This window comes from Niallia sp. FSL W8-0951 (assembly GCF_038006525.1).
GTDB lineage: Bacteria > Bacillota > Bacilli > Bacillales > Cytobacillaceae > Niallia > Niallia circulans.
Genome location: NZ_JBBOVK010000001.1, coordinates 3,832,002 through 3,854,468 on the forward strand (window position 1 = coordinate 3,832,002; position 22,467 = coordinate 3,854,468).

The 22,467-nt window shown below is 36.7% G+C and carries 21 protein-coding genes and 1 riboswitch; of the genes, 5 read left to right on the plus strand and 16 right to left on the minus strand.

The window, feature by feature from the left end:
• Positions 1 to 228: 228 nt before the first annotated feature.
• The 5 genes from NSS71_RS18655 to NSS71_RS18675 all read right to left on the minus strand — a co-directional run bounded on the left by NSS71_RS18655 (position 229) and on the right by NSS71_RS18675 (position 6,151).
• Positions 229 to 1,170 (minus strand): ABC transporter ATP-binding protein, encoded by a 942-nt coding sequence (locus NSS71_RS18655; RefSeq protein WP_061797050.1) that lies wholly within the window; start codon positions 1,168 to 1,170, stop codon positions 229 to 231.
• On the minus strand, positions 1,167 to 2,222 hold the full coding sequence (locus NSS71_RS18660; RefSeq protein WP_095320404.1) for an ABC transporter ATP-binding protein: 1,056 nt from the start codon (positions 2,220 to 2,222) through the stop codon (positions 1,167 to 1,169). Before NSS71_RS18660 ends, NSS71_RS18655 begins: the two co-directional genes overlap by 4 nt.
• Positions 2,223 to 2,240: 18 nt before the next feature.
• Positions 2,241 to 3,395 carry an oligopeptide ABC transporter permease gene (opp3C, locus tag NSS71_RS18665; RefSeq protein ID WP_047940913.1) on the minus strand — a complete coding sequence of 385 codons (1,155 nt, stop codon included), beginning with the start codon at positions 3,393 to 3,395 and terminating at the stop codon, positions 2,241 to 2,243.
• 1 nt (position 3,396) lies between these two features.
• Positions 3,397 to 4,326 carry an oligopeptide ABC transporter permease gene (gene opp3b, locus NSS71_RS18670; protein WP_047940914.1) on the minus strand — a complete coding sequence of 310 codons (930 nt, stop codon included), beginning with the start codon at positions 4,324 to 4,326 and terminating at the stop codon, positions 3,397 to 3,399.
• A 154-nt stretch (positions 4,327 to 4,480) separates the two neighbouring features.
• Positions 4,481 to 6,151 (minus strand): peptide ABC transporter substrate-binding protein, encoded by a 1,671-nt coding sequence (locus NSS71_RS18675; protein WP_341151916.1) that lies wholly within the window; start codon positions 6,149 to 6,151, stop codon positions 4,481 to 4,483.
• A 498-nt stretch (positions 6,152 to 6,649) separates the two neighbouring features.
• Between NSS71_RS18675 and NSS71_RS18680 the strand changes: the two genes are divergently transcribed.
• Both NSS71_RS18680 and acsA read left to right on the plus strand, forming a co-directional pair.
• Positions 6,650 to 7,012, plus strand: a complete 363-nt coding sequence (locus tag NSS71_RS18680; RefSeq protein ID WP_095321964.1) for a DUF3899 domain-containing protein — start codon at positions 6,650 to 6,652, stop codon at positions 7,010 to 7,012.
• A 156-nt stretch (positions 7,013 to 7,168) separates the two neighbouring features.
• A complete protein-coding gene (gene acsA, locus NSS71_RS18685; protein ID WP_251687824.1) occupies positions 7,169 to 8,887 on the plus strand; it encodes an acetate--CoA ligase in 1,719 nt (572 codons plus the stop codon).
• A gap of 58 nt (positions 8,888 to 8,945) precedes the next feature.
• Here the strand turns inward: acsA and amyS are convergent, their stop codons facing one another.
• The gene (gene amyS, locus NSS71_RS18690; RefSeq protein WP_047940918.1) at positions 8,946 to 10,490 is read right to left on the minus strand and encodes an alpha-amylase; all 1,545 of its coding nucleotides are present in this window, start codon (positions 10,488 to 10,490) and stop codon (positions 8,946 to 8,948) included.
• 329 nt (positions 10,491 to 10,819) lie between these two features.
• Between amyS and NSS71_RS18695 the strand changes: the two genes are divergently transcribed.
• Complete coding sequence (locus NSS71_RS18695; RefSeq protein ID WP_095258297.1) at positions 10,820 to 11,737, plus strand: aldo/keto reductase; 918 nt, start codon at positions 10,820 to 10,822, stop codon at positions 11,735 to 11,737.
• Positions 11,738 to 11,802: 65 nt separating this feature from the next.
• Here NSS71_RS18695 and queF read toward each other — a convergent pair whose 3' ends face one another.
• From queF to NSS71_RS18735, 8 genes are all read right to left on the minus strand, one after another.
• On the minus strand, positions 11,803 to 12,303 hold the full coding sequence (gene queF / locus NSS71_RS18700; protein ID WP_047940920.1) for a preQ(1) synthase: 501 nt from the start codon (positions 12,301 to 12,303) through the stop codon (positions 11,803 to 11,805).
• 125 nt (positions 12,304 to 12,428) lie between these two features.
• Positions 12,429 to 12,475, minus strand: a riboswitch (PreQ1 riboswitch).
• A gap of 89 nt (positions 12,476 to 12,564) precedes the next feature.
• Positions 12,565 to 12,945 carry a monovalent cation/H(+) antiporter subunit G gene (gene mnhG / locus NSS71_RS18705; RefSeq protein ID WP_047940921.1) on the minus strand — a complete coding sequence of 127 codons (381 nt, stop codon included), beginning with the start codon at positions 12,943 to 12,945 and terminating at the stop codon, positions 12,565 to 12,567.
• Positions 12,923 to 13,207 (minus strand): Na(+)/H(+) antiporter subunit F1, encoded by a 285-nt coding sequence (locus tag NSS71_RS18710; protein ID WP_047940922.1) that lies wholly within the window; start codon positions 13,205 to 13,207, stop codon positions 12,923 to 12,925. Before NSS71_RS18710 ends, mnhG begins: the two co-directional genes overlap by 23 nt.
• Positions 13,200 to 13,682: a Na+/H+ antiporter subunit E gene (locus tag NSS71_RS18715; RefSeq protein WP_047940923.1), complete on the minus strand. Its 483-nt coding sequence runs from the start codon at positions 13,680 to 13,682 to the stop codon at positions 13,200 to 13,202. The genes NSS71_RS18710 and NSS71_RS18715 overlap by 8 nt, the downstream gene beginning before the upstream one ends.
• Before the next feature lie 40 nt (positions 13,683 to 13,722).
• The gene (locus tag NSS71_RS18720; RefSeq protein WP_047940924.1) at positions 13,723 to 15,204 is read right to left on the minus strand and encodes a Na+/H+ antiporter subunit D; all 1,482 of its coding nucleotides are present in this window, start codon (positions 15,202 to 15,204) and stop codon (positions 13,723 to 13,725) included.
• Positions 15,197 to 15,535, minus strand: a complete 339-nt coding sequence (locus tag NSS71_RS18725; protein WP_047940925.1) for a Na(+)/H(+) antiporter subunit C — start codon at positions 15,533 to 15,535, stop codon at positions 15,197 to 15,199. The genes NSS71_RS18720 and NSS71_RS18725 overlap by 8 nt, the downstream gene beginning before the upstream one ends.
• Positions 15,535 to 15,960, minus strand: coding sequence for a Na(+)/H(+) antiporter subunit B (locus NSS71_RS18730; protein WP_047940926.1), 426 nt, complete (start codon positions 15,958 to 15,960; stop codon positions 15,535 to 15,537). The genes NSS71_RS18725 and NSS71_RS18730 overlap by 1 nt, the downstream gene beginning before the upstream one ends.
• Positions 15,944 to 18,361: a Na+/H+ antiporter subunit A gene (locus NSS71_RS18735; protein WP_341151917.1), complete on the minus strand. Its 2,418-nt coding sequence runs from the start codon at positions 18,359 to 18,361 to the stop codon at positions 15,944 to 15,946. Before NSS71_RS18735 ends, NSS71_RS18730 begins: the two co-directional genes overlap by 17 nt.
• A 231-nt stretch (positions 18,362 to 18,592) precedes the next feature.
• Here NSS71_RS18735 and NSS71_RS18740 point away from each other — a divergent pair, with 231 nt between their 5' ends.
• A complete protein-coding gene (locus NSS71_RS18740; RefSeq protein WP_047940928.1) occupies positions 18,593 to 19,285 on the plus strand; it encodes a universal stress protein in 693 nt (230 codons plus the stop codon).
• Positions 19,286 to 19,322: 37 nt separating this feature from the next.
• Here NSS71_RS18740 and NSS71_RS18745 read toward each other — a convergent pair whose 3' ends face one another.
• Together NSS71_RS18745 and NSS71_RS18750 are read right to left on the minus strand one after the other, a co-directional pair.
• The gene (locus NSS71_RS18745; protein WP_095321962.1) at positions 19,323 to 19,880 is read right to left on the minus strand and encodes a tyrosine-type recombinase/integrase; all 558 of its coding nucleotides are present in this window, start codon (positions 19,878 to 19,880) and stop codon (positions 19,323 to 19,325) included.
• Positions 19,881 to 20,191: 311 nt separating this feature from the next.
• Entirely contained in the window at positions 20,192 to 21,469 is a 1,278-nt protein-coding gene (locus NSS71_RS18750) for a histidine--tRNA ligase (protein ID WP_095321960.1), read from the minus strand.
• A gap of 303 nt (positions 21,470 to 21,772) precedes the next feature.
• On the opposite strand from NSS71_RS18750, the gene NSS71_RS18755 reads away from it, so the two are divergent.
• Positions 21,773 to 22,411 carry a copper homeostasis protein CutC gene (locus NSS71_RS18755; RefSeq protein WP_047940932.1) on the plus strand — a complete coding sequence of 213 codons (639 nt, stop codon included), beginning with the start codon at positions 21,773 to 21,775 and terminating at the stop codon, positions 22,409 to 22,411.
• Positions 22,412 to 22,467: the final 56 nt, after the last annotated feature.

Consider the following 22,467-nt stretch of genomic DNA (forward strand, 5'->3'; position numbering starts at 1 on the left):
TAACGATCATAACATGGATACTAAACTAAAAAGTTGTTATATTGATTTATTTTATTCAATGTCGCTTTTTATCGTTTATTTGCATACGATTTTTGTGTTTTGAAAGATTATTTCCTTAAAAATAGGGAAAAATAAGTAAAGGATGATTTCTCGGGAAATAAAAAAATCCTTGCACGTTGGCAAGGATTATTTGGAAGGGTCTTCTTTAATAGAGTAAATTTTGTTAAATTAGTTTTTCTTAAGGCTTAATTCTTTTTTATACTTCTCTAGTTCTTTCTCTGTGCAGCGTACAAAGTGACCTGGAGTTACTTCTCTTAACTCAGCCGGTTCACTAGTATCATGTACAGATGGATCATATGCAATTCTCTTGCGCTCACGTTCATAACGTGGATCTGGAAGTGGAATTGCGGATAATAATGATTTTGTGTATGGATGAATTGGGTTTTCATACAATTCATCTGCTTCTGCAAGCTCTACCATATTCCCCATATACATAACACCAATACGATCACTAATATATTTTACCATGGAAAGATCATGGGCAATAAATAAATAAGTCAATCCACGCTCTTTTTGAAGCTTTTTCAGAAGATTTACTACCTGTGCTTGAATAGAAACGTCTAGTGCAGAAATAGGCTCATCACAGATAATGAAATCTGGCTCAACAGCTAGGGCGCGAGCAATCCCAATTCTCTGCCTTTGACCGCCGCTGAATTCGTGCGGGAAGCGTGTGGCATGCTCTTTATTCAACCCAACTACTTCAAGGAGTTCTTCGACTCTTTGACGACGCTCTTCTGGTGTTTTTGCAAGATTATGATTATCAATTCCTTCTGCAATAATATCAAGTACAGTCATGCGTGGATTTAGAGAAGAATGTGGATCTTGGAAAATCATTTGCATTTTTTGATTAAATTTGCGAAGCTCTGCCTTTGATTTTTTTCCGTGCACATCTTCGCCTTCAAATTTCACTTCTCCACCTGTTGCATCGTAAAGACGGATGATTGTTCTACCTGTTGTTGATTTTCCACAACCAGATTCTCCAACCAGACCAAAAGTTTCTCCTTTAAAAATATCAAAGGATACACCGTCAACGGCTTTAATGACTCTATCTCTACCTGCGGAAAAGTGTTTTTGCAAGTTTTTTACTTCTAGTAATTTTTCTCTAGTCAACGTTTTTCACCGTCCTTGCGACCTGTTTTGGAGAAACCAAGCATTCTTTGTTTAACAGCTTCTGGCGGCTCAACCTTTGGTGCATCTTCATGCAATAACCAGGTTGCAGCATAATGCGTATCAGAAACTTTAAACATTGGCGGCTCCATTACTGTATCGATTTCTAGCGCAAATTGATTTCTAGGCGCAAATGCATCTCCTGCTGGAGGCTTTAACATATTTGGCGGGCTTCCAGGGATAGCGAAAAGCTCTTCATCCGTACTATCTAGGGTTGGCATCGATCCAATCAATCCCCAAGTATATGGATGCTTTGGATTATAGAAAATATCATCTACTGTGCCAATTTCAACAATTTTTCCAGCATACATAACAGCAACACGGTCTGCCACATTCGCCACAACACCAAGGTCATGTGTAATAAAAATAATCGCACTATCTGTTTTCTTTTGAATATCTTTCATCAATTCTAGGATTTGTGCCTGAATCGTAACATCAAGTGCTGTTGTGGGTTCATCGGCAATTAAAATCTTTGGGTTACACGCAAGAGCAATCGCTACAACCACACGTTGACGCATTCCACCTGAGAATTGATGCGGAAACTGATTAATGCGAATTTCCGGCTGTGGAATACCAACTAATTCAAGTAATTCTAAAGCACGCTTTTTTGCATCAGACTTATTCATATTTTGATGCTTTATTAAGCCTTCCATGATTTGGTTACCAATTTTCATTGTTGGGTTTAAAGAAGACATCGGGTCTTGAAACACCATGGAAATATCTTTTCCGCGAATTTTTTGCATTTCTTTTTTTGACTTTTTAACAAGATCTTCGCCTTCAAATAATATTTCTCCACTTTTGATGACACTTTGCGGTTCGGGAAGAAGTCTCATTAAAGCATTGGACGTAACGGATTTACCAGAACCGGACTCTCCTACAATTGCTAATGTTTCCCCTTTATTTAACTCAAAGCTCACACCGCGAACAGCTTGTACTTCACCGTTGTAGGTGTTAAATGATACTCTTAAATCTTTGACTTCTAATAATTTACTCATTTATAAACACCTACTCTCTTATTTATGCATTTTAGGATCGAATGCATCACGTAATCCATCACCTAATATATTGAATGCAATCATTAATACTGACAATACAGTCGCTGGGAAAACTAATAGATATGGGTACAATCGTAAATTAGCAAATCCTAGTTCAATTAATGCCCCTAATGAAGCATTAGGCGGAACAATACCAAGTCCGATAAAGCTTAGGAATGCTTCGAAGAAGATAGCTCCAGGAATCGAGAACATGGTATTAACAATAATTATCCCCGTAATATTCGGAACTAAATGTTTTCTAATAATTGTACCATTGGTCGTTCCTAATGTTCTTGCTGCCAGTACAAATTCTTGGTTGGTAAGTTTAAGTACCTCACCACGAACAATCCTAGACATTCCAATCCATCCTGTAATCGCTAAGGCAATAACAATAGAGACAATTCCTGGCTGGAGAATCAGCATCATTAATAGAATAATTACTAAGTTTGGTATCCCTACTAATATTTCGGCGATACGCTGCAAGACGTTATCGACTCTCCCGCCATAGAATCCAGATACCCCGCCATACGTTACACCGATTAATAAATCAAGTATAGCAGCGACAAACGCAATGATTAACGATACACGAGTACCTTCCCAAAGTCTTGTCCATTGGTCACGGCCCAGTGTATCCGTACCAAACCAGAAATACGTATCATCCATATCTTTCGCTTCATAAATATGGTAGGTTGCTCTTACGGCAGCAGAATTTCTTGTACCGTCGCCTTCCTCTAAAACTTTGATATCAACAAACTCATCTGTACTTTTATATCGAGCCATTGCTTTTGCAGTTGCATCCTCTACATTCGTACCTTCATATCTACCAGATAATGTACCATCTAAGCCTAACCAAGAAACATTCTCTAAAACTGGTATTCTAGGAGGAAGCTTCGCACGGGAAAGGTTCTGTCCATCGTTTCCGTAGTCATTCATATGTGGTCCAATAATACTCATTACGATTATTAATAGTATTATAAATATACTGACAATTGCCGGCTTATTTTTTAATAACGTTCTTCTTGCATCCTGAGCAAATGTTCTGCTTGGCGCAGAAATTTTCTCACTTGTATTCTCTTCTTGCTTAAGAGGTCTAAATAAATTTTTATCTATTTGATTAAGATTCTTTTTATCCATTTTATTTTTTTCCTCCTGCAATTCTAATTCTCGGATCAATTAATCCATATAGGAGGTCAATGATTAAAATTATAATAACAAAGCCAAAAGCAAACATTAAGGTTGTTCCCATAATTGTTGGATAATCATTTACAGTAACAGATGTAACAAATTGCTCCCCAATTCCAGGAATAGCAAAAATTTTCTCTATAACCAATGATCCTGTCATTAAACCAACGGCCATTGGACCTATAACGGTAACTAGCGGAATCAGTGCATTGCGCAATCCATGTTTGAAGATAATTCCTGCTTCTGTAACACCTTTTGCACGAGCTGTCGTTATATAATTTGAATGCAATACCTCAATCATTTCTGTTCTTGTAAACCTCGCCGCAACCGCTAATGGAGAGATTGCAAGTGCAATGGTTGGTAGAATCGTATATTCAAAGCCGCCCCAAAGCGCAACAGGCAGTATATCCCATCTTACTGCAAAGAAATATTGTAATAGTCCGGCAAATACGAACGAAGGAACCGATGTTCCCAGTACGGCAATAACTGTTGAGGTGTAATCGATTGGACCATTCCTATAAATCGAAGCTATCAAGCCTAGAAGAATCCCAAGCACTGTTCCTAACACTAATGCCTGTCCACCTAGAAGCGCGGAAGGACCGATTTTTGATGATAAAATTTTTGTAACAGGGGTATTATCAAATTTAAACGAAACCCCTAAATCCCCTTGCACAAGGTTTCCTAAATAACGAACATACTGAACTGGAATAGGATCGTTCAGTCCATACTTTTCCAAAATGATTGTTTTTTGTTCTTCACTTAACTTATCTTCTGCCTGCAGCGGACTTCCCGGAAGGAATTTCATCAGGAAGAAGGAGACTGTCGCGATAATGAATAACGTGATGAACATATACCATAAACGTCGAAGAAGATATCGAGCCATCTGTGCACCTCCTAATTTTCTTTGTTTATTATAGCATAATAATTTATTTTTGCTATAATCAGAATTTTCCTACTCAAAAATACAAGAGAGTATATGCTATAAAAGCATACACTCCCTCTTATTTCATAGCATCGAATTTTTCATAAAAGCAAAATTATTCTGCAGATCCCATTGATACCCATTTGTATTCATAAGTTGGTCCAAATGGATTATCAATTAAGCCTTGAATTTTTGGTGATGATAGGAATGCGCCAGCACGTTGATATACAGGAGCGATTGCTGCATCATCAAATAGAATTTTTTCAGCTTTTAAGAAGTTTTGGTAACGAGCTTCATTGTCTGTAGCAAGAGTTGTTGTCGTTTCTTCTAACAACTTGTCGTACTCAGGATTTGAGTAACCCATTTTGTTATTTCCGCCATCCGTAACCCATAAGCTTAAGAAAGTATATGGATCAAGGTAGTCAGGACCCCAACCAGCTAATTGAAGATCATAATCTTGGTTAGTATCTAAGTCTAAACGTTGTTCAAATGGTACTTGTTTCAATGTTACTTTTAAACCTGGTAGGTTTGTTTGTAACTGATTAGCTAAGTATTCATTCATTGTTTTCGATACGTCTGTATCCCCACCTAAGAATTCAATTTCTACAGATTTAGTACCTAATTCTTTTAGGCCTTTTTCCCAGAATTCTTTCGCAGCAGCAGTATCATATGTTACTAAATCTCCACTAACTTTACGGAAATCACCGCTGCCATCTGGCATTGGAGTGAAATCAGCTGGAATTAAACCGTTAGAAACTAAAGAACCATTGTTTAGGATAGTGTTAACTAATGACTCTTTATCAAACGCACGGCTGATCGCTGCACGGATGTTTTTATTAGCAAGCGCTTTGTTTCTTGTTTGGTTAATTTTTAGATAGAACACTGAGTTATCAGCTTTAACTGTATAGTCTTCATGAGAAGAGTATTGGTCAACTAAGTCTGATGATAATGAAGCACGGTCAACTTCGCCTTTTTCATATAGGTCAACCATTGTTTGAGCGTCTTTTACTACTACATAGTTGATTTTCTCTAACTTAACTGTATCTGCATCCCAGTATGTGTCGTTTTTAGCAAGATTCCACTTTTGCGCAGTACTTTCCCAGTTTTCTAAAACAAATGGACCGTTTGATAAAAGAGTGTCAGAGCTAGTCGCGAATTTATCGCCTTTTTCTTCCACAAATTTTTGATTTAATGGTAAGAATGTACCGAATGTTGTTAATGATTCAAAATACGCAGTTGGGTTAGCAAGTTCAACAACTAAAGTATGGTCGTCTTCTGCTTTAACTCCTAGTTCTTCTACTTTCTTTTCGCCTTTATTGATTTCTGTAGCGTTTTTGATTACGCCACCCATCATATATGGACCGTACTCAGAACCAGTGTCAGGATTTACTGCACGCTGCCAAGCATAAACGAAATCGTTAGCAGTTACAGGATCTCCGTTTGACCATTTAGCATCTTCACGTAACTTGAATGTCCAAGTTAAACCATCTTTAGATACTTTGTGAGATTCTGCAATACCTGGTTCTACCTTAGCATCTTTACCTAAACGATAAAGACCTTCCATAGTAGCTCCTAAGAATTGGAAACCGTATTCATCCGTAGCCATTGATGGATCCATGGATGGAATTGCATCTCCGTTAATTAAGTTTAATACTTGTTCTACATCTTTATTTTCTGCTGACTTATCTGAACCTTTAGACCCTTTGTCGTCGCCACCAGAACATGCCGCTAAAAATACACTTAACACTAACGTCAGTGAAAGCAGCCAAGTAAATTTGCGCTTCATTAAAAAAGACCCCCCATTGTTATATTATTCTGTAAATTACATCTAAAAAAGAAGCTAAAGAGAGTATACTATTATTCTAGTAGAGTTGTAAAGACTAAATATAGAGATAATTTCAAATATTGTTATACTAAAACAGTACTATACTGCATTAAAACAATAAAGACAACGCTTACTTTTTTGATAAAATTCTAAAAATTATTATCAAAAAAGAGGGGAAAAATACTTCAAAAGGCCCCACTATTGTAAAATATATCCATATGCCAATATACTTTTTCTCCATATATTAGCAGATTATTTTATTATACTAGAATTTTTTAGCGAGTGCTGTTTCACATAACAGTGGTTTATTACAACTTTTAGTGTAAAAGGTAAATGAAAATACTGGTTTTCTGAAATATTGAATTTCTATCCCTTTTTCTAAAAATGTACTTTCAATTAGAGTTAAGGTAAAATACTTTTATTCGTGATTAAAAACTTAATTAAAAAAGGTGAAACTTCATGCAAAATAAAAAATGGTCTATATTTCTTATAAATCTCTTTCTTACATTCATTCTTTTTTTTATCTCTTCATCGTCATATTCTTTTGTTCATTATATTAATGCCGTCTTTTATTTAACTTTCTTTTATATTGTTATTTTTCTATTTATGTATATTGCTAAGGGCGGTTTTTTCGACGGAGTAACATTCAGTTTCAGACGGTTCCATCATGTTATTCTAAAAAGTAATGATTATTTAGAAGAATGGAAGGAGAAGCCTCTTCCTTCTCAAAAATTTAATAAAAGGTTTTACTCTGTTCTTAAGTTCCAAGTTATATCTTTATTTGTTTATTTACTAATTTTATTGATAATTTACTATATCTAATAAGATGGAGTTTTATAGTAATCTTTTATCCCGTACATTCTCCCTATTTTTCTAAAACGTAGGAATATTTATTTAATTACAACATTAAAATTGTATATATAGTGTTTACCCATTATAATGGTGTTGTAAAAATATTGAAATGAGGGGGATGTATTAATGAAATTGGAAGCGTTTCCACCTGTAAAAGGCAGACATAACCTTGAAAACTATGAGGAGCTGTACCAACATTTCAAATGGGTTCAAGCAGAAAAGGATTTTTCATGGCATCAGACTGGAAAAATTAATTTGGCCTATGAAGCTATTGATCGTCACGCTGAAAACTACCGCGCCAATAAAGTAGCCCTCCATTATTTTCATCCATCAAGAAAAGAAACATACACATTTAAAGACTTAAAGAAATTCTCCAATAAAGCTGGAAATGTATTAAAGGATGTAGGAAATGTAAACAAGGGAGATCGAGTGTTTATTTTTATGCCTCGTTCCCCAGAGTTATATTTTGCTTTACTTGGAGCAATCAAACTAGGTGCCATTGTCGGCCCATTGTTCGAAGCCTTTATGGAAGATGCGGTGAAAGACCGTCTCTTTGATAGTGAAGCAAAAGTAATTATAACCACACCTGAACTAGTAAATAGAATTCCACATACAGAATTACCTGCTCTCGAAACTATTTTTATTGTCGGTGAAAATATCCAAGAAGACGATAAAACAAAGGATTTCCTTCATTACTTTCAAACAGCATCTACAGAATTAGACATAGAATGGGTCGATCGCAAGGATGGTTTAATCCTTCACTATACCTCTGGGTCAACAGGAAAGCCTAAAGGTGTGCTTCATGTTCACAATGCTATGATCCAACATTATCAGACGGCAAAATGGGTATTGGATTTACAAGAGGAGGATGTATATTGGTGCACAGCTGATCCTGGCTGGGTTACAGGTACCTCCTACGGAATCTTTGGGCCATGGCTTACAGGCTCAACAAATGTTGTGGCAGGAGGTCGCTTTAGTCCTGATGTATGGTATAAAACGATCGAAACTTTTGGAGTGACTGTTTGGTATAGTGCTCCTACCTCCTTTAGAATGCTAATGGCGGCTGGAGAGGAGGTAACAGAAAAATATACACTCTCTTCGTTACGTCATATATTAAGTGTTGGCGAACCACTGAATCCCGAGGTAATTCGATGGGGATACGATGTGTTTGGACATCGTATCCATGACACTTGGTGGATGACGGAAACTGGTGCTCAACTAATATGCAATTTACCATGTATGGATATTAAATTAGGTTCAATGGGGAAACCATTACCGGGAATTGAAGCAGTAATTTTAGATGACAATGGCAACATTCTGCCGCCAAACCAAATGGGGAATTTAGCCATAAAAAAAGGCTGGCCTTCGATGATGCATACAATATGGAACAACCAAGAAAAATTTAATAGCTATTTCCAACATGATGAATGGTATGTTTCAGGAGACTCTGCTTATATGGATGAAGAGGGATATTTCTGGTTCCAAGGCCGAGTTGATGATGTTATTATGACTGCTGGAGAAAGAGTTGGACCATTTGAAGTGGAAAGTAAATTAATCGAATTTCCAGCAGTGGCAGAAGCTGGCGTCATCGGTAAACCGGATCCAATTCGAGGGGAAATTATCAAAGCCTTTATTGCATTGGTTGATGGCTATGAGCAAACGGATGAATTAAAAGAGCAGATAAGATTATTTGTAAAAACCGGCTTGGCTGCTCATGCTGCTCCAAGAGAAATCGAATTCTGTGAAAAGCTGCCAAAAACTCGGAGTGGGAAGATTATGAGACGAGTACTGAAAGCTTGGGAGCTTGGTCTTCCAACAGGCGATCTTTCTACGATGGAGGATTAAGAGAACGAAAAAAGAGAAGAGTTGCTCCAGTAAGATTGGCTAACTCTTCTCTTTATTATTATTTTTGTACATAAATAGAAACAGAACCGCCATTTACATAGAATTGGCCCCAGCCATCATTATTAATAGTGACTGTTTCCTTTCTATTCCCTGTAATATCGTACCAGACTTCTCCAGCATTTTGTTTTCCTACTTCCATCCATTTATATCCTCCAGGACCATCTGTTATTAACGTCGCCAGTCCTGATTTATCCCTTGCAGCCTCTCCCTCTCTAGTCCATCCGATAATATCCCAATGATCAATATAGTCACGTTGCAAACCATATGCATAGTTTTTGCGAGCAGTTAGAATCGGATCCAACTGCGTTTTTAAAGAAGGAATCTCATAATTACTATTCCCTTTCGTTCCATAGTAATCTCCATAAAAAACAGATGGATATCCTTCAGCTCTTGTTAGAATGAAAGCATAGGCTAAGGGCTTAAACCATGTACTTACAACAGACTCCAAAGATTGTCCTGGCTGGGAATCATGGTTTTCCACTAAAGTAACTGCCAGCCTAGGATTGCTTTCCATTACAGTTCCTTTTAGAATATTCCTCATATCATAATTTCCATTGCTATTAGATGCATAATGAAAATGATAATGGAGAGGTGCATCAAAAACAGACTGATTATAATTTGTCTTTGCTAAATAGTTATTTAGCTGCCCAATATCATTCTGCCAATATTCCGCTACAGTAAACATCTCTTTACCAGTCTGGTTTCTTACATGTGTTACCCAGTCCCGCAGGTAATCATGTTTTATATGTTTAACCGCATCTAATCGAAAACCGTCTAAATTTAATTCTTTTGCATACCAGGTTCCCCATTTTTTCATTTCATTGATTACATCAGGATGTTCATAGTCAATGTCTGCATACATTAAATAATCATAATTACCATTCTCACTTGAGACTTCCCAATCCCAAGCCTTACCAGTTCCCCGAAATTTATATATTCTATTTATTTTCCTACTCTCATCCCAATCAGTCCCATCGAAGTGATACCAATTCCATTTAAATGGAGAATACGTATTGCCTCTCCCAGGAAAAGTAAAGCCTGTCCATGCAGAAATTTGATAATCGCCGGATGTTTCCCGGTTTCGATTATTTGGATCTACTTCAACTGCAGTTACAGTCTCTGTAAAGTCAGCTCCTCCTTTATGATTCATTACTACATCGCCATATACATGTATGTTTTGTTTATGTAATTCAGCGATTGCCGATTTCAATTGGGCTTTTGTACCATATTTAGTCCTGACCGTTCCTTTTTGGTTAAACTCCCCTAAATCATATAAATCATAAGCACCATATCCAACATCATTTTGACTTGTTCCTTTATATGCTGGAGGGATCCAAACTGCCGTTACCCCTTTACTAGAAAGATTTGCAGCATCATTTTGAAGTCTTGTCCAATGATTTCCATCATTCGGTAAATACCATTCAAAGTATTGCATCATCGTCCCATTTGTAGAAGCCGCTGATACAAATTTTTCACTTCCAAAGGGAAACAACAAAAAAATAAGTATTACAATAATAAACGCTTTCCTTATAAAACCTTTCATTCTATTCCCACCTTTCTTGTAAGCGTTTTCTTTTTTATAATAATTATATGTTTACTTGTATGGGATAGTAAATAGGACATCTTTCATTTCTTTTATAAAGAAACTTTCATCAGTTGGTTTTCCTCATAATACTGCTGATGGTTAGTTCGCTTATTTGATCTTTACAGGGCAGTTATTCTAACTTTGTTTCCTTCATTTCCCTTCAGTATGAGGAGGATTAAGAGCGGGATAAAAAGTACATAATATTTGCCGTTTAAGCCGTTCATATGTCAAAATGAATGAGGAAACAATAAAAGCGCTTTCCATATAGTTTAGGAGGAGTAGAAATCATGAGAACTATGAAGCTAGGTAGCAGTAATTTAGAAGTGCCAGTAGTGGCAGTTGGCTGTATGCGTATAAATTCATTAGAAAAAAAGGAAGCAGAACGATTTGTCCAAACTGCTTTAGAACATGGTGCTAACTTCTTTGATCACGCAGATATTTATGGAAAAGGTGACTGTGAGGAAATATTTGCTGACGCTATACATATGTCACCAACTGTTCGCGAAAATATTATCCTACAATCTAAATGCGGGATCAGAACAGGAATGTTCGATTTCTCCAAAGAACATATTTTGCAATCAGTAGACGGTATTTTACAAAGATTGAACACCGAATATTTAGACACTCTTCTACTCCATCGCCCAGACGCTTTAGTGGAACCAGAAGAAGTTGCAGAAGCATTTGACATTTTGGAGCAATCAGGAAAAGTTCGCCATTTTGGTGTTTCCAACCAAAATCCAATGCAAATTCAATTATTGCAAAAATATGTGAAACAACCAATTGTGGCTAACCAATTGCAATTAAGTATTACAAATGCGAATATGATTTCTAATGGGATTAATGTCAATATGGAAAACGACTCAGCCATTAACCGTGATGGCAGCATATTAGACTTCTGTCGCTTACATGATATAACGATTCAGCCTTGGTCCCCATTCCAATTTGGTTTCTTTGAAGGCGTTTTTCTTGGCAACGATAAATTCCCTGAATTAAATCAACAAATTGATGAAATTGCAGACAAATATCAAGTAAGTAACACAACCATTGCGATTGCCTGGTTATTGCGTCACCCTGCCAATATGCAGCCAGTAATCGGCACAATGAATGCAGATCGATTAATTGATTGCATAAAAGCAAGTGACGTTTATTTAACAAGAGAAGAATGGTACAGCATTTATCGTGCCGCTGGAAATATTTTGCCATAATCTTATTAATCCAAAAGAAAAACCAGTCAACTACTCTACATAACGAGTCGCTGACTGGTTTTTTCTTATCGATTGTCTACCTTTTCTGGGTACATATCATGGTTCATTAATCGATGTGCTGCCATCTCTTCAAATTTAGTGCCCGGTTTTCCATAATTACACCATGGGTCGATGGAAATTCCGCCTCTTGGAGTGAATTTTCCCCATACTTCAATATATCTTGGATCTAACAGTTTTATTAAATCATTCATAATAATATTGACACAATCTTCGTGAAAATCTCCATGATTGCGAAAACTAAATAAATACAACTTTAAAGATTTGCTTTCCACTATTTTCTTATTTGGTATATAAGAAATATACATTGTCGCAAAGTCAGGCTGTCCTGTTATTGGGCAAAGACTTGTAAATTCAGGACAATTAAATTTCACAAAATAATCTCTATCCGAATGAAGATTATCCACTGATTCTAATACCTCTGGTGCATAATCACTTTTATATTGAGTATTTTGATTTCCTAACAAAGTTAAATCTGTTAATCCTTCTTCGTTCTTTCTTCCTGACATGAAAGTGTCCTCCTTATTTGGTGTTTCCCAACACTGCTTAAAAGAGAGGCATTTACCTTACGCAGAAAAACTAGCTGAATCAAACAAAAAAGCCATGTCCTTTATGGACATGGCGTGAATTGCATGTATCCATAGTTTTTTATAGAGGGTATTTGCTATGAACCTCTCCCGTTTCAGTACGGGTATATCTTTTCTTACTATATAGAATCCACAAAAATTCGTCAATTAAAAATCGCTGGCCTTCTATATCTTTTTTTCCCTTTATTTATGAATTACTTCCACTGTTTCTATCCCTTCTTTATCCATTTCAGCATTCAGATCATCTTGTACCGTTATATCCGCAAGCTTAACTTTTGAGCGATAAGCGGAACGAACAATGACATGGGATGCAACAGGAGAAGTTAAAAAAACAAAGAAAATTCCCAAGAACAGGCGAATGCTAAAAACACCTTCTATAATAAAAAAGACAAATGTGCCAACAAGGGTAAAGAGTACCCCCATAGTAGAACCTTTGGATGCAGCATGAGATCTTGTGTATACATCTGGCAGTCTTATTAATCCAAGGGAACTCAGAAAACAAAAAATAGCGCCACAGAATATAAGCAGAACAGATATGAGTTCAATCAGATTGTTTTCGCTCAATGACTACACCTCTTTCCATATATCGGGCAAAAGCAATCGTTCCAATAAACGACAAAATTCCAATTAATAAAATCACCTCAAAAAAACCTGTATTCCGAAGCAGAACGGAAAAAATCGCTACTCCTGCAATTAGATTGATTCCTAAACTATCTAATGCCTGTATTCTATCAGGTGCTGACGGTCCTTTGATAAGACGATATATTGTTGCAAGAATAGATATAATCAGTAAAATTAACGATCCAACCAATAATTGATCAATCATAGCGAGTCACCCTCTTTATGGCCATTTCGAATTTTTCCTTTGAACGAAAGATGGATTCCTTTTGTGCAGGGATATCCATTGCATGAATAAAGAACTTTTTATTATCGGAAGTAACCTCTACTACAACAGAACCAGGAGTTAAATTCATTAATAGAGCTAGTAAGGAGACTTCCAATTCCCCCTCTAATTCCGTTTCTAACGAAAATATTCCTGGGGAAATATTTAATCTTGGCCTTGTTATCTGCCTAATCACAACAACACTTGAGGTAAACAGCTGCTCAATAAAAACAAAAAATAACTTTACGACCGCAAAAAATGTTTCTAAATAAAATTTAGTTGGCAAATAGCGACGCAAGATAAATAAAACTAGTATACCGAACAAGTAACCAGTGAAAAATGTTAAGACATTCCATGTGTCCTGTAAAAACATCCAGATGATACCGATTAATAAGTTGATCAATATCTGCATAGGCATGGATACCACCCCTTTCTGTCTATTTACTACTTAAATTCCCTTAATTATTGCTTAAAACAGCTTTGACATAATAATTGGGGTCCATCAAGCCTTCAACTGCCAAATCTACATATTCATGAATCCCTTCTGTCCCTATCCCTAATGCAATGGTTAAGAAAGTAAGGAAAGCTATTGGCAGCATTAATCCCTTCGTGGTCCCTTTTTCTTGTTCTAGTGTTAAATCGGTATAGCCCCAAAACACAGCCATAAATACTTTCATAATAGAATAAAGGACAAATAAGCTGCTGATCAGTCCAAATGCACCTAACCAGTAATATCCTGCAGTAAAGGTACCCTCTGTAATAAATATTTTTCCTAAAAATCCACTTAGTGGAGGAATTCCTGATAAGGATAAAGCTGCAACAAAGAACATCCAGCCTAATTGCGGGTGCAAACGAATCAATCCACTCATCTCATCTAATTTACTTGTTCCAGTCAGATGAATAATTGTGCCTCCCAGTAGAAAGATAAGTGCCTTAATCACCATATCATGAATGAAATAGTAGATGGAACCAGTCATCCCCACTGTTGAGTACGTAGCAACACCCGCTAAAATAAACCCAACACCAATAACCACATTATAGGTCATCACTTTATAGATATCTCTATAGGCTACAGCTCCAATTGCTCCAAGGGTCATTGTAATAGCTGCGAGAATTCCAATTAATAAATGGGTAATGTGAACTTCATGATAAAAAATCAAGGTAAACACTCGAATAATCGCATACATTCCTACCTTGGTTAACAGCGCAGCAAAGATAGCAGAAATAGCTGTTGGTGGTGCACTATAAGAGCCTGGTAGCCAGAAGAATAAAAACAATCCAGCTTTTAAGCTAAATACAATTAGGAATAAAATTGCTACCGTCGTCATAAGCCCGCCTTGACCAACCTCTGCAATACGGACAGATAAATGAGCAAAATTTAGCGTTCCAGTAATGGCGTATAAATAAGCAATTGCAACGAGAAACAGAAAGGATGAAATAATATTTATCAGTATATATTTAATCGATTCTCTTAGCTGAACCCTTGTTCCTCCTAATGAAATCAGGACATATGAAGCAACAAGCATTACTTCAAAACAAACAAATAGGTTAAATATATCTCCTGTAAGGAAAGAACCGTTTACACCTGTTATCAAAACCAAGAATAACGGATAAAAATAATACTTCTCCAATTGTTCCCCAATCGAATGAAATGCGTACAGCAAACAGCAAAACCCAATAACACTCGTAACGAGAACAAGAATTGCTGCAAACATATCGGCAACCATACTTACACCAAACGGCGCCTCCCATCCTCCTAATTGAATGGACTGAATCCCGTCTGTTTTAATTTGATCAATTAAAACACACGCCACAATAAAAACAGAAAAAACTGCTACTAAGCTTAATATCCGATGAAGGATAACTTTATCTCGAAAAATAACCATGATCATCGCAAATACGATAGGAAGGATGATCGGCAAAATGACAATATTATTCATCCTCATTACCCCTTAATAAATCTGTATCATCGGTGCCTAGTACTTTATATGCTCTGTAGCTTAGTACTAAAAATAAAGCTGTTGTTGCAAAGTTTATGACAATGGCCGTAAGCAGCAATGCCTGAGGCAGAGAATCTGCAAAAGTATGATCGGTTATACCTAAGAGAGGTGGCCCTCCCTTATTCAATCCACCCATTGTAATAATAAGCAAGTTTACACCGTGACCAAGAATAGATGTCCCTAAAATAATTCGTAATAATGTCTTTGTTAAAATAAGGTAGATTCCGATAGAGAATAAGACACCTACAAGAATAGACATTAACGTCTCCATTATCGATCATCCCCTATTGTCATAATAATTGTTATGGCGGTCCCGATAACGGCAAGAGCCACACCCACATCGAAAAGGACTGCAGTCGCCAACTCTGTTTTTCCGAAAATCGGCAGATCAAAGTATCCAAAGGCTTGGGTTAAAAATGCTTCCCCAAATATCATTCCCCCTACCCCTGTCAAAACAGCGATTAACACGCCAACTCCCGCTAATACTTTAAAGTCAACAGGAAGGTTCTTTCGTACGGATTCAATATCAAAGGTAAGAAAAAGCAGTATAATCGCTGCCGCAAAGGTAAGACCGCCAATAAATCCGCCACCTGGAAAATGGTGTCCAGAGACAAAAAGATTGATCGCAAAGGTGAGGATAATGACGACAGCAACCTTTGCAACACTTCGGATGATAATATCATTTGGTTCCTTCATTCTTATCTCCTCCCACTAGTCTTACCTTTATTAACGTATAAACGCCCAAACCTGCCACTGTAAGCACAAGAATCTCTAACATCGTGTCAATACCACGGAAATCTACCAAAATGGCGTTAACGATATTTTTTGCGCCGGCCAGTTTATATGAGTTTTCATAATAGCTTGAAATAGAAGCAAATAGATGGGTTCCATTTGCAGATAGAGCAATCAGTGTAACGACTAGCCCTATGCCAATCGAAATAATGGCATTAACCACTTTAAAAGGTACCCTGCTAATTTCTTTCTTTAATTGCGGCAGATGATAGAAGCACAGCAAGAATAATACAGTAGTTACCGTTTCTACTACTAATTGCGTAAGTGCTAAATCTGGAGCTCTAAAAAGAACAAAGAAAAATGAAACAAGAAATCCTAGCGCTCCAACCGCTACAATAGATGTAATTCTCGATTTGGAGAACAGCACCGTGACAGAACTTACTATCATTGCAATTACTATTCCCATATCAAAGATAGTAATTGGTGAATCATGTGACATATCAAATGTAAAACCATTAAATAGGAACAAGGATCCCCCAATGATTAAAATGATAAAGCCAAATATATAGACTAAATAATCACGTAAAAAGCCAGTCATATAAAAATCAGTAATGGACTTGGAGAATTTCTCCAGATATTCCAAACCTAGATTATATAAATTACTTAATGTAAAGGCTTGTGGATATAAACGATAAATCTTATACCATTTTCGTAAAAGTAAATATAGTATCGTGCCTAATCCCACCACACCAATCGTCATCCAAAGCTCTGTATTAAATCCATGGAAAGCACTAATTTTTTTCGACTCCACCGTATGCGCAAGTGTTGGCAGCACGGCTGCAAATGCTGGCTTTAGCAAAAACTTCGAGACAACATTTGGAATAAAGAAGAAAAGAATAACAAGCGCACCTAGGATGATAGGCGAGAGTAACAATCCAATCGGTGCCTCATGCACCACCTTATCTAGTTTTGGTGCTTTATTTTTCCCTCTAAATGTTTTAAAAATTAATACCATGCAATAAACAAACGTTAATACACTAGCAATCCAAGCTATAATAGGAATAAAAATTCCAATATGCTGAAGTTTAAATATTTCCATTTCCGATGCTTGCACAACAGCGGTAAAGAACATTTCTTTACTTAGGAAACCATTAAATGGTGGAAGACCAGCCATCGAAAAACCGCCAATTACAGTAAGGGTAAAGGAAACTGGCATTAAGTGAATTAGCCCGCCAAGTCTCCGCAAATCCCGAGTACCGGTTTCATGGTCAATTATTCCTACGACCATAAATAAAGAGCCCTTAAAGGTGGAATGATTTACTAAGTGAAAAATCGCTGCAAAAATCGCTGTTGCATACAGCCCTGCTTCTTCTACAGCTAACTCTTTATACATTGCAGCAGAACCCAAGCCAAGCAGACTCATAATCAATCCTAATTGACTAATGGTTGAATACGCTAATAATGCTTTTAAATCTGTCTGCTTCACGGCATTAAAGGAGCCATATAGTAAAGTAAAAATGCCTATTCCTACAACAATCCAGAACCATTCCATCGTCCCGCCAAAAATAGGAGTTAGACGAGCAACTAAATAAATTCCTGCTTTAACCATCGTTGCCGAATGTAAATAAGCACTGATTGGAGTCGGTGCTTCCATGGCATCAGGAAGCCAAATACTAAACGGAAATTGGGCAGACTTCGTAAATGCCCCTAGCAAAATGAGAATCATTGCTGGTATAAATAAAGCATGGCCTTGAATTAAATCAAGTTGAAGCAGCGTTTCTCTTATGCTGGTTGTATCTGCCATAATAGAAAGCATAATCAAACCCGCCAGCATCGCAAGTCCGCCAAAAACAGTAATCAACATTGCCTTCTGTGCGCCATATCTAGAACGGTCCCTTTCATACCAATAAGCAATTAACAGAAAGGACGACACACTCGTAATTTCCCAAAAAACATACAAAACATAATAATTATCAGACAATACTAGCCCAAGCATCGCTCCCATAAATAACAATAAATATACATAGAAGTTATGCAACGCCTCGCGATGCTTTGATAAATAGAAAATAGAATATAAAATGACTAAACTTCCTATCCCAGCAATCAGCAATCCAAAAACTAAGCTAAGCCCATCTAAATAGGTTATAAAGTTAATACCGTAGGCTGGTATCCATTTAACCGCAGAAGTAAACACCTCTCCTTTTGCCACTTTTGGAATGTACGTCAACAGGTAGATAAAAATAAGAAATGGCACAAATAGTACAAACCAGCCAGTATGAATTCGCGGCGTCAGCCTTTTATAAATAAAAGGCACAATTAAGGCAAACATAAATGGAAACAATATCATAAAATGTAACCAAGTCATTTTTAATTTCCCTCCTTTAAATTGGTTCTATTTTGATGAACTTAAGTCAAAAAGGTATTTATAATGGAAACGATGTCTAACCTTACTATTAGTAAAAGAATATAAATATATTTGTTCATTTGGATAATTTAAGAAATCCATTGACTCATAAAGTAGCATACGTTATAGTCATACATAGTTTATTATTAATGGTGTAAATCATTCACATCTATACCTGAGGTGAAAAAAATCATGATAAATGGAAAAGAACGCATGGATGAAAGTATTCTCGTCTGCGTTTATTACGGTCCTAACGGTGAACGTCTTATACAACGAGGCTGTAAATTAGCTAATATGCTTGATTGTCCACTCTATATTCTAACGGTGGATTCCAAACCGTTTGATGAGCTGGATGCAGAAAAGTCAAACTATATTTCTAGATGGAAAGAGTTAGCTGAACGTCATAGTGCGGATGCGTTTATCATTAAAGACAAGGAATCAAGACCAATCTCTAAGGTAATCGCAGAAGTAGCTAGAGAAAAAAACATCACCCAAATTGTTCTCGGTCAAACAGCGCAAAGTCGTTGGGAGCAGATTGCAAAAGGTTCGATTATTAATTCGTTATTACGTGAAATCCCATTCGTTGATCTTCATATCATTTCGGTCGCTCGTTTTTTGAAAAACCCTGAAGGTCAATATGAAAAAGGTGTACGTGCATATTTAGTAAAAGAACAAAATGGATACCGTCTAATTTTTAATCATACAAAGCAGGTAATGTATGAAGGGATTTTCTTTAAAGAACATGGTACGGATTTCAATAATGGTGTATTCAAATTTATGAAAGATCAAGAAACATTGCAAGTGCAAGTACATGAGGACATCGTTAACGAATTAACGAATGTTGACATCGATACGAACGCTAGTAACGATGATGATTATCTATAGGCCATTTATACTCCACCAAACTTGGTGGAGTTTTTTATTAAAGATTAACGTCCACTTTAACTAATCTCTTTTCGTGCTTTTCAATGCCTATATATTTTAATGTTTCCGAACGGGAAGTGTGATTGTATACATGCATCAATAAAGAAATAGCAATCCCCTTTCGATAGGCATGGTAGCCGAATGTTTTTCTCAAGGTATGCATTCCAATCTTCCCAGAAATTCCAACTAATTTTGCCGCTTTGTTTATAATCCGATAGGCCTGTTGACGAGTAATCGGTTGATTATTCTTCTGAGACTTAAAAAGAAATTCATCTTCTTCAAATTCATGTTCTTGCAAATATTTCTCCAATTCAGTATGCACTTTACTATTTAAATAGTATGCCTTCACTTCATCTGAATCACGAAGATACAAAAACTCCTTAATTCCCGACGCATCTCTTACATCCCGAACTTTTAATGCGAGTAAATCACTAACTCTTATTCCTGTATTAATACCTAATACAAAAAGGAGCAAGTCTCTTTGAGATTGTTTTCTTAATACTTCTTTAATCGCATTAATATTCTCAATTTCTTTTATAGGATCGACATATTCCATCGGTTTGCCTCCCAATAATGTTACATAACTTTATGTTATCATCATTTAAGTAACATTACAACGAATATCTACTATTAAATATTATTTCTTTTGTAGTATGCTTCTCTTGTGTGGAAATAATCTGTTATGAAGTTTCTAGAGAATTTGCTTTTCTATGCTACCGGAAAGGTAATTTTTTTAACTTATATGAAAAGGAATATGGATGTGTTTTTTCTTTTACCTTTTTTTCTTGAAATGGGTTTTGACACCGCTTCTAATCCTGACAAACATAAAAAGGCAGTAAATGTCTCCCATCTACTGCCCCATCCTACTTAATATTGAAAAGCTTCTAGCCATTCCTCTCCCGTTTCCATATCTCTCACTTTATACGTATTTCCATCTACCTCGTTTTCTCCTATTATAATGACCTTTTTGACACCTTCTTTATTTGCTTTATCTAAAGCTTTTGCCAGTTTTTTCTTTCCTAGTTCTAATTCCACTTTAAAACCGTGGTCTCGAAGCGCTTTTGCTGCTGATATAGCTTCCATCGGGCGACCAATTGGAATAATGTAGTAGTCTAGCCTTTCCGCTTCTAAATAGCTATTCTCTAATGAAAGAGCGGCAAAAATGACATCCAGCCCAAAAGAAATGCCCACTGTTGCATAAGTTTCTTGGGAACCAATTAGGCCTCCTATCGCGTTATCATATCTTCCGCCACTCCCGATGCTTGACTTTACGCTTTTATCTGTTAAAAAAATTTCATATATCGTTCCTGTATAAATTTCAAGCCCTCGCGCAAGAAATGGGTTAAACAAACAACATGACTCAATTTCTAGCTGCTTTAAATATGCTTGTAATTCATTCCATTCTTCTAACCCCTGTTTGATAATCTCCTCTTTTTCTGCCAACTGTCGATACTCCTCTACAATACCGTCCAAGTCCTTTTGTAAAAAAGATTCTATAGCATCTATCGCCACTTGGTCTAATCCCGCCTCCCTTAGTTCTTCTTTTATTTTTTCTTTACTAATTTTCTCGATTTTATCTAAAATCAAAATCACACGGTTTACCATTTGACCTGTAATATTTAACTGACGGAGAAATCCAACTAATAATTTACGATTATTATATTGAATCGTCACGTCCATCTTTAATCTTCTGAAAACATCTAATGCCATCATCATGAGCTCTGCTTCGGCCACTTGCGATTGAACACCTACAATATCCACATCGCATTGTGTGAACTCCCGGTAACGGCCGGTCTTTATTGGTCCATCTCGAAAAACTTTGCCAATCTCGTAGCGTTTAAAAGGCATTTTTAATGTTGGATTCATTGCAACAACCTTCGCAAAAGGGATCGTTAAATCATAGCGCAGCGCCAGCTCTCTTTTCCCCCGATCGGAAAGTGTATACATTTCTTCTAATATTTCTGCCCCGCCAGCATATTTAGAAGCAAGCAAGCTTTGATAATTTAGGATTGGTGTCTCTATCGGCTTGCAGCCATACTGAATGAATACATCTTCCATCGTTCTGCGGATCGTTCTTCTAATTCCTTCCTCTTCTGGCAAATAATCGAGTGTTCCCTTTACATTTTGATAATTCATCTTCTTCATTTTTTTAGCCTCCTGTTTAAAAATAAAAAACCGCCCTTGATTTAAGTAGTAAAACTTAATCAAATGCGGTTTCATGAGAAATAGCCTTCCTATGTACGATTTTTAAATCGAAATAGCAAGACTACTGTTTATGATGATGTAATTGTGAAAGAAAGATACTAAGTGTGCGTTTAACCATTTCCATCACCTCTTATTTTCCAAATACTTTAACATATTAGGAAAGAGAAAACAATAGCCACTTATTATACCGTTCCTTTATGTCCATATATGATACTATCTTAATTAGATTGGTAGGTGACAATAATGATAAAAGAAGTCTGTGTAGAAAACTTTACCCTTGTTCCAAGCGCCATCCAAAAAGGGGCAGATCGAATTGAGTTATGCGATAACCTTTCTGTTGGAGGAACAACAGTAAGCTATGGCGTTGCGGCAAAAACGATTTCCTATTGCAGAAACACCAATACAAAGGTGATGGCTATCATTCGCCCAAGAGGCGGAAACTTTATTTATAACGAGCATGAGATAGATATTATGCGCCAAGATATCCACCTTTTTAAAGAGCTTGGTATAAATGGAGCTGTAATCGGCTGCTTGAATAAAGCTAACTGGATTGATGAAGAAGCGCTGGAGAAATGCATAGACGCTGCCGCTGGGATGGAGATTACCTTTCATATGGCCTTTGATGAAATTGCTCCTCAGCTAAAATGGCAAGCAATCGATTGGCTCGCATCCCATGGCGTGCACCGTATTTTAACGCATGGCGGCCCTCTATCAACCAGAATAGAGAACAATCTGCCTGCACTAAAAAGTTATATAGAATATGCTGCTGAAAAAATTATTATTATTCCTGGCGGCGGAATAACATCTGCTAACCTGCCGTTGCTTTCTTCGGAGTTAGGAATGAAAGAAGCGCATGGGACAAGAATTTTGGGGAATTTATAATTTTCCTAAAGAGGCATCCTTCTTTCATGAAAACAGCAAAGGGACTATCCCTAAAT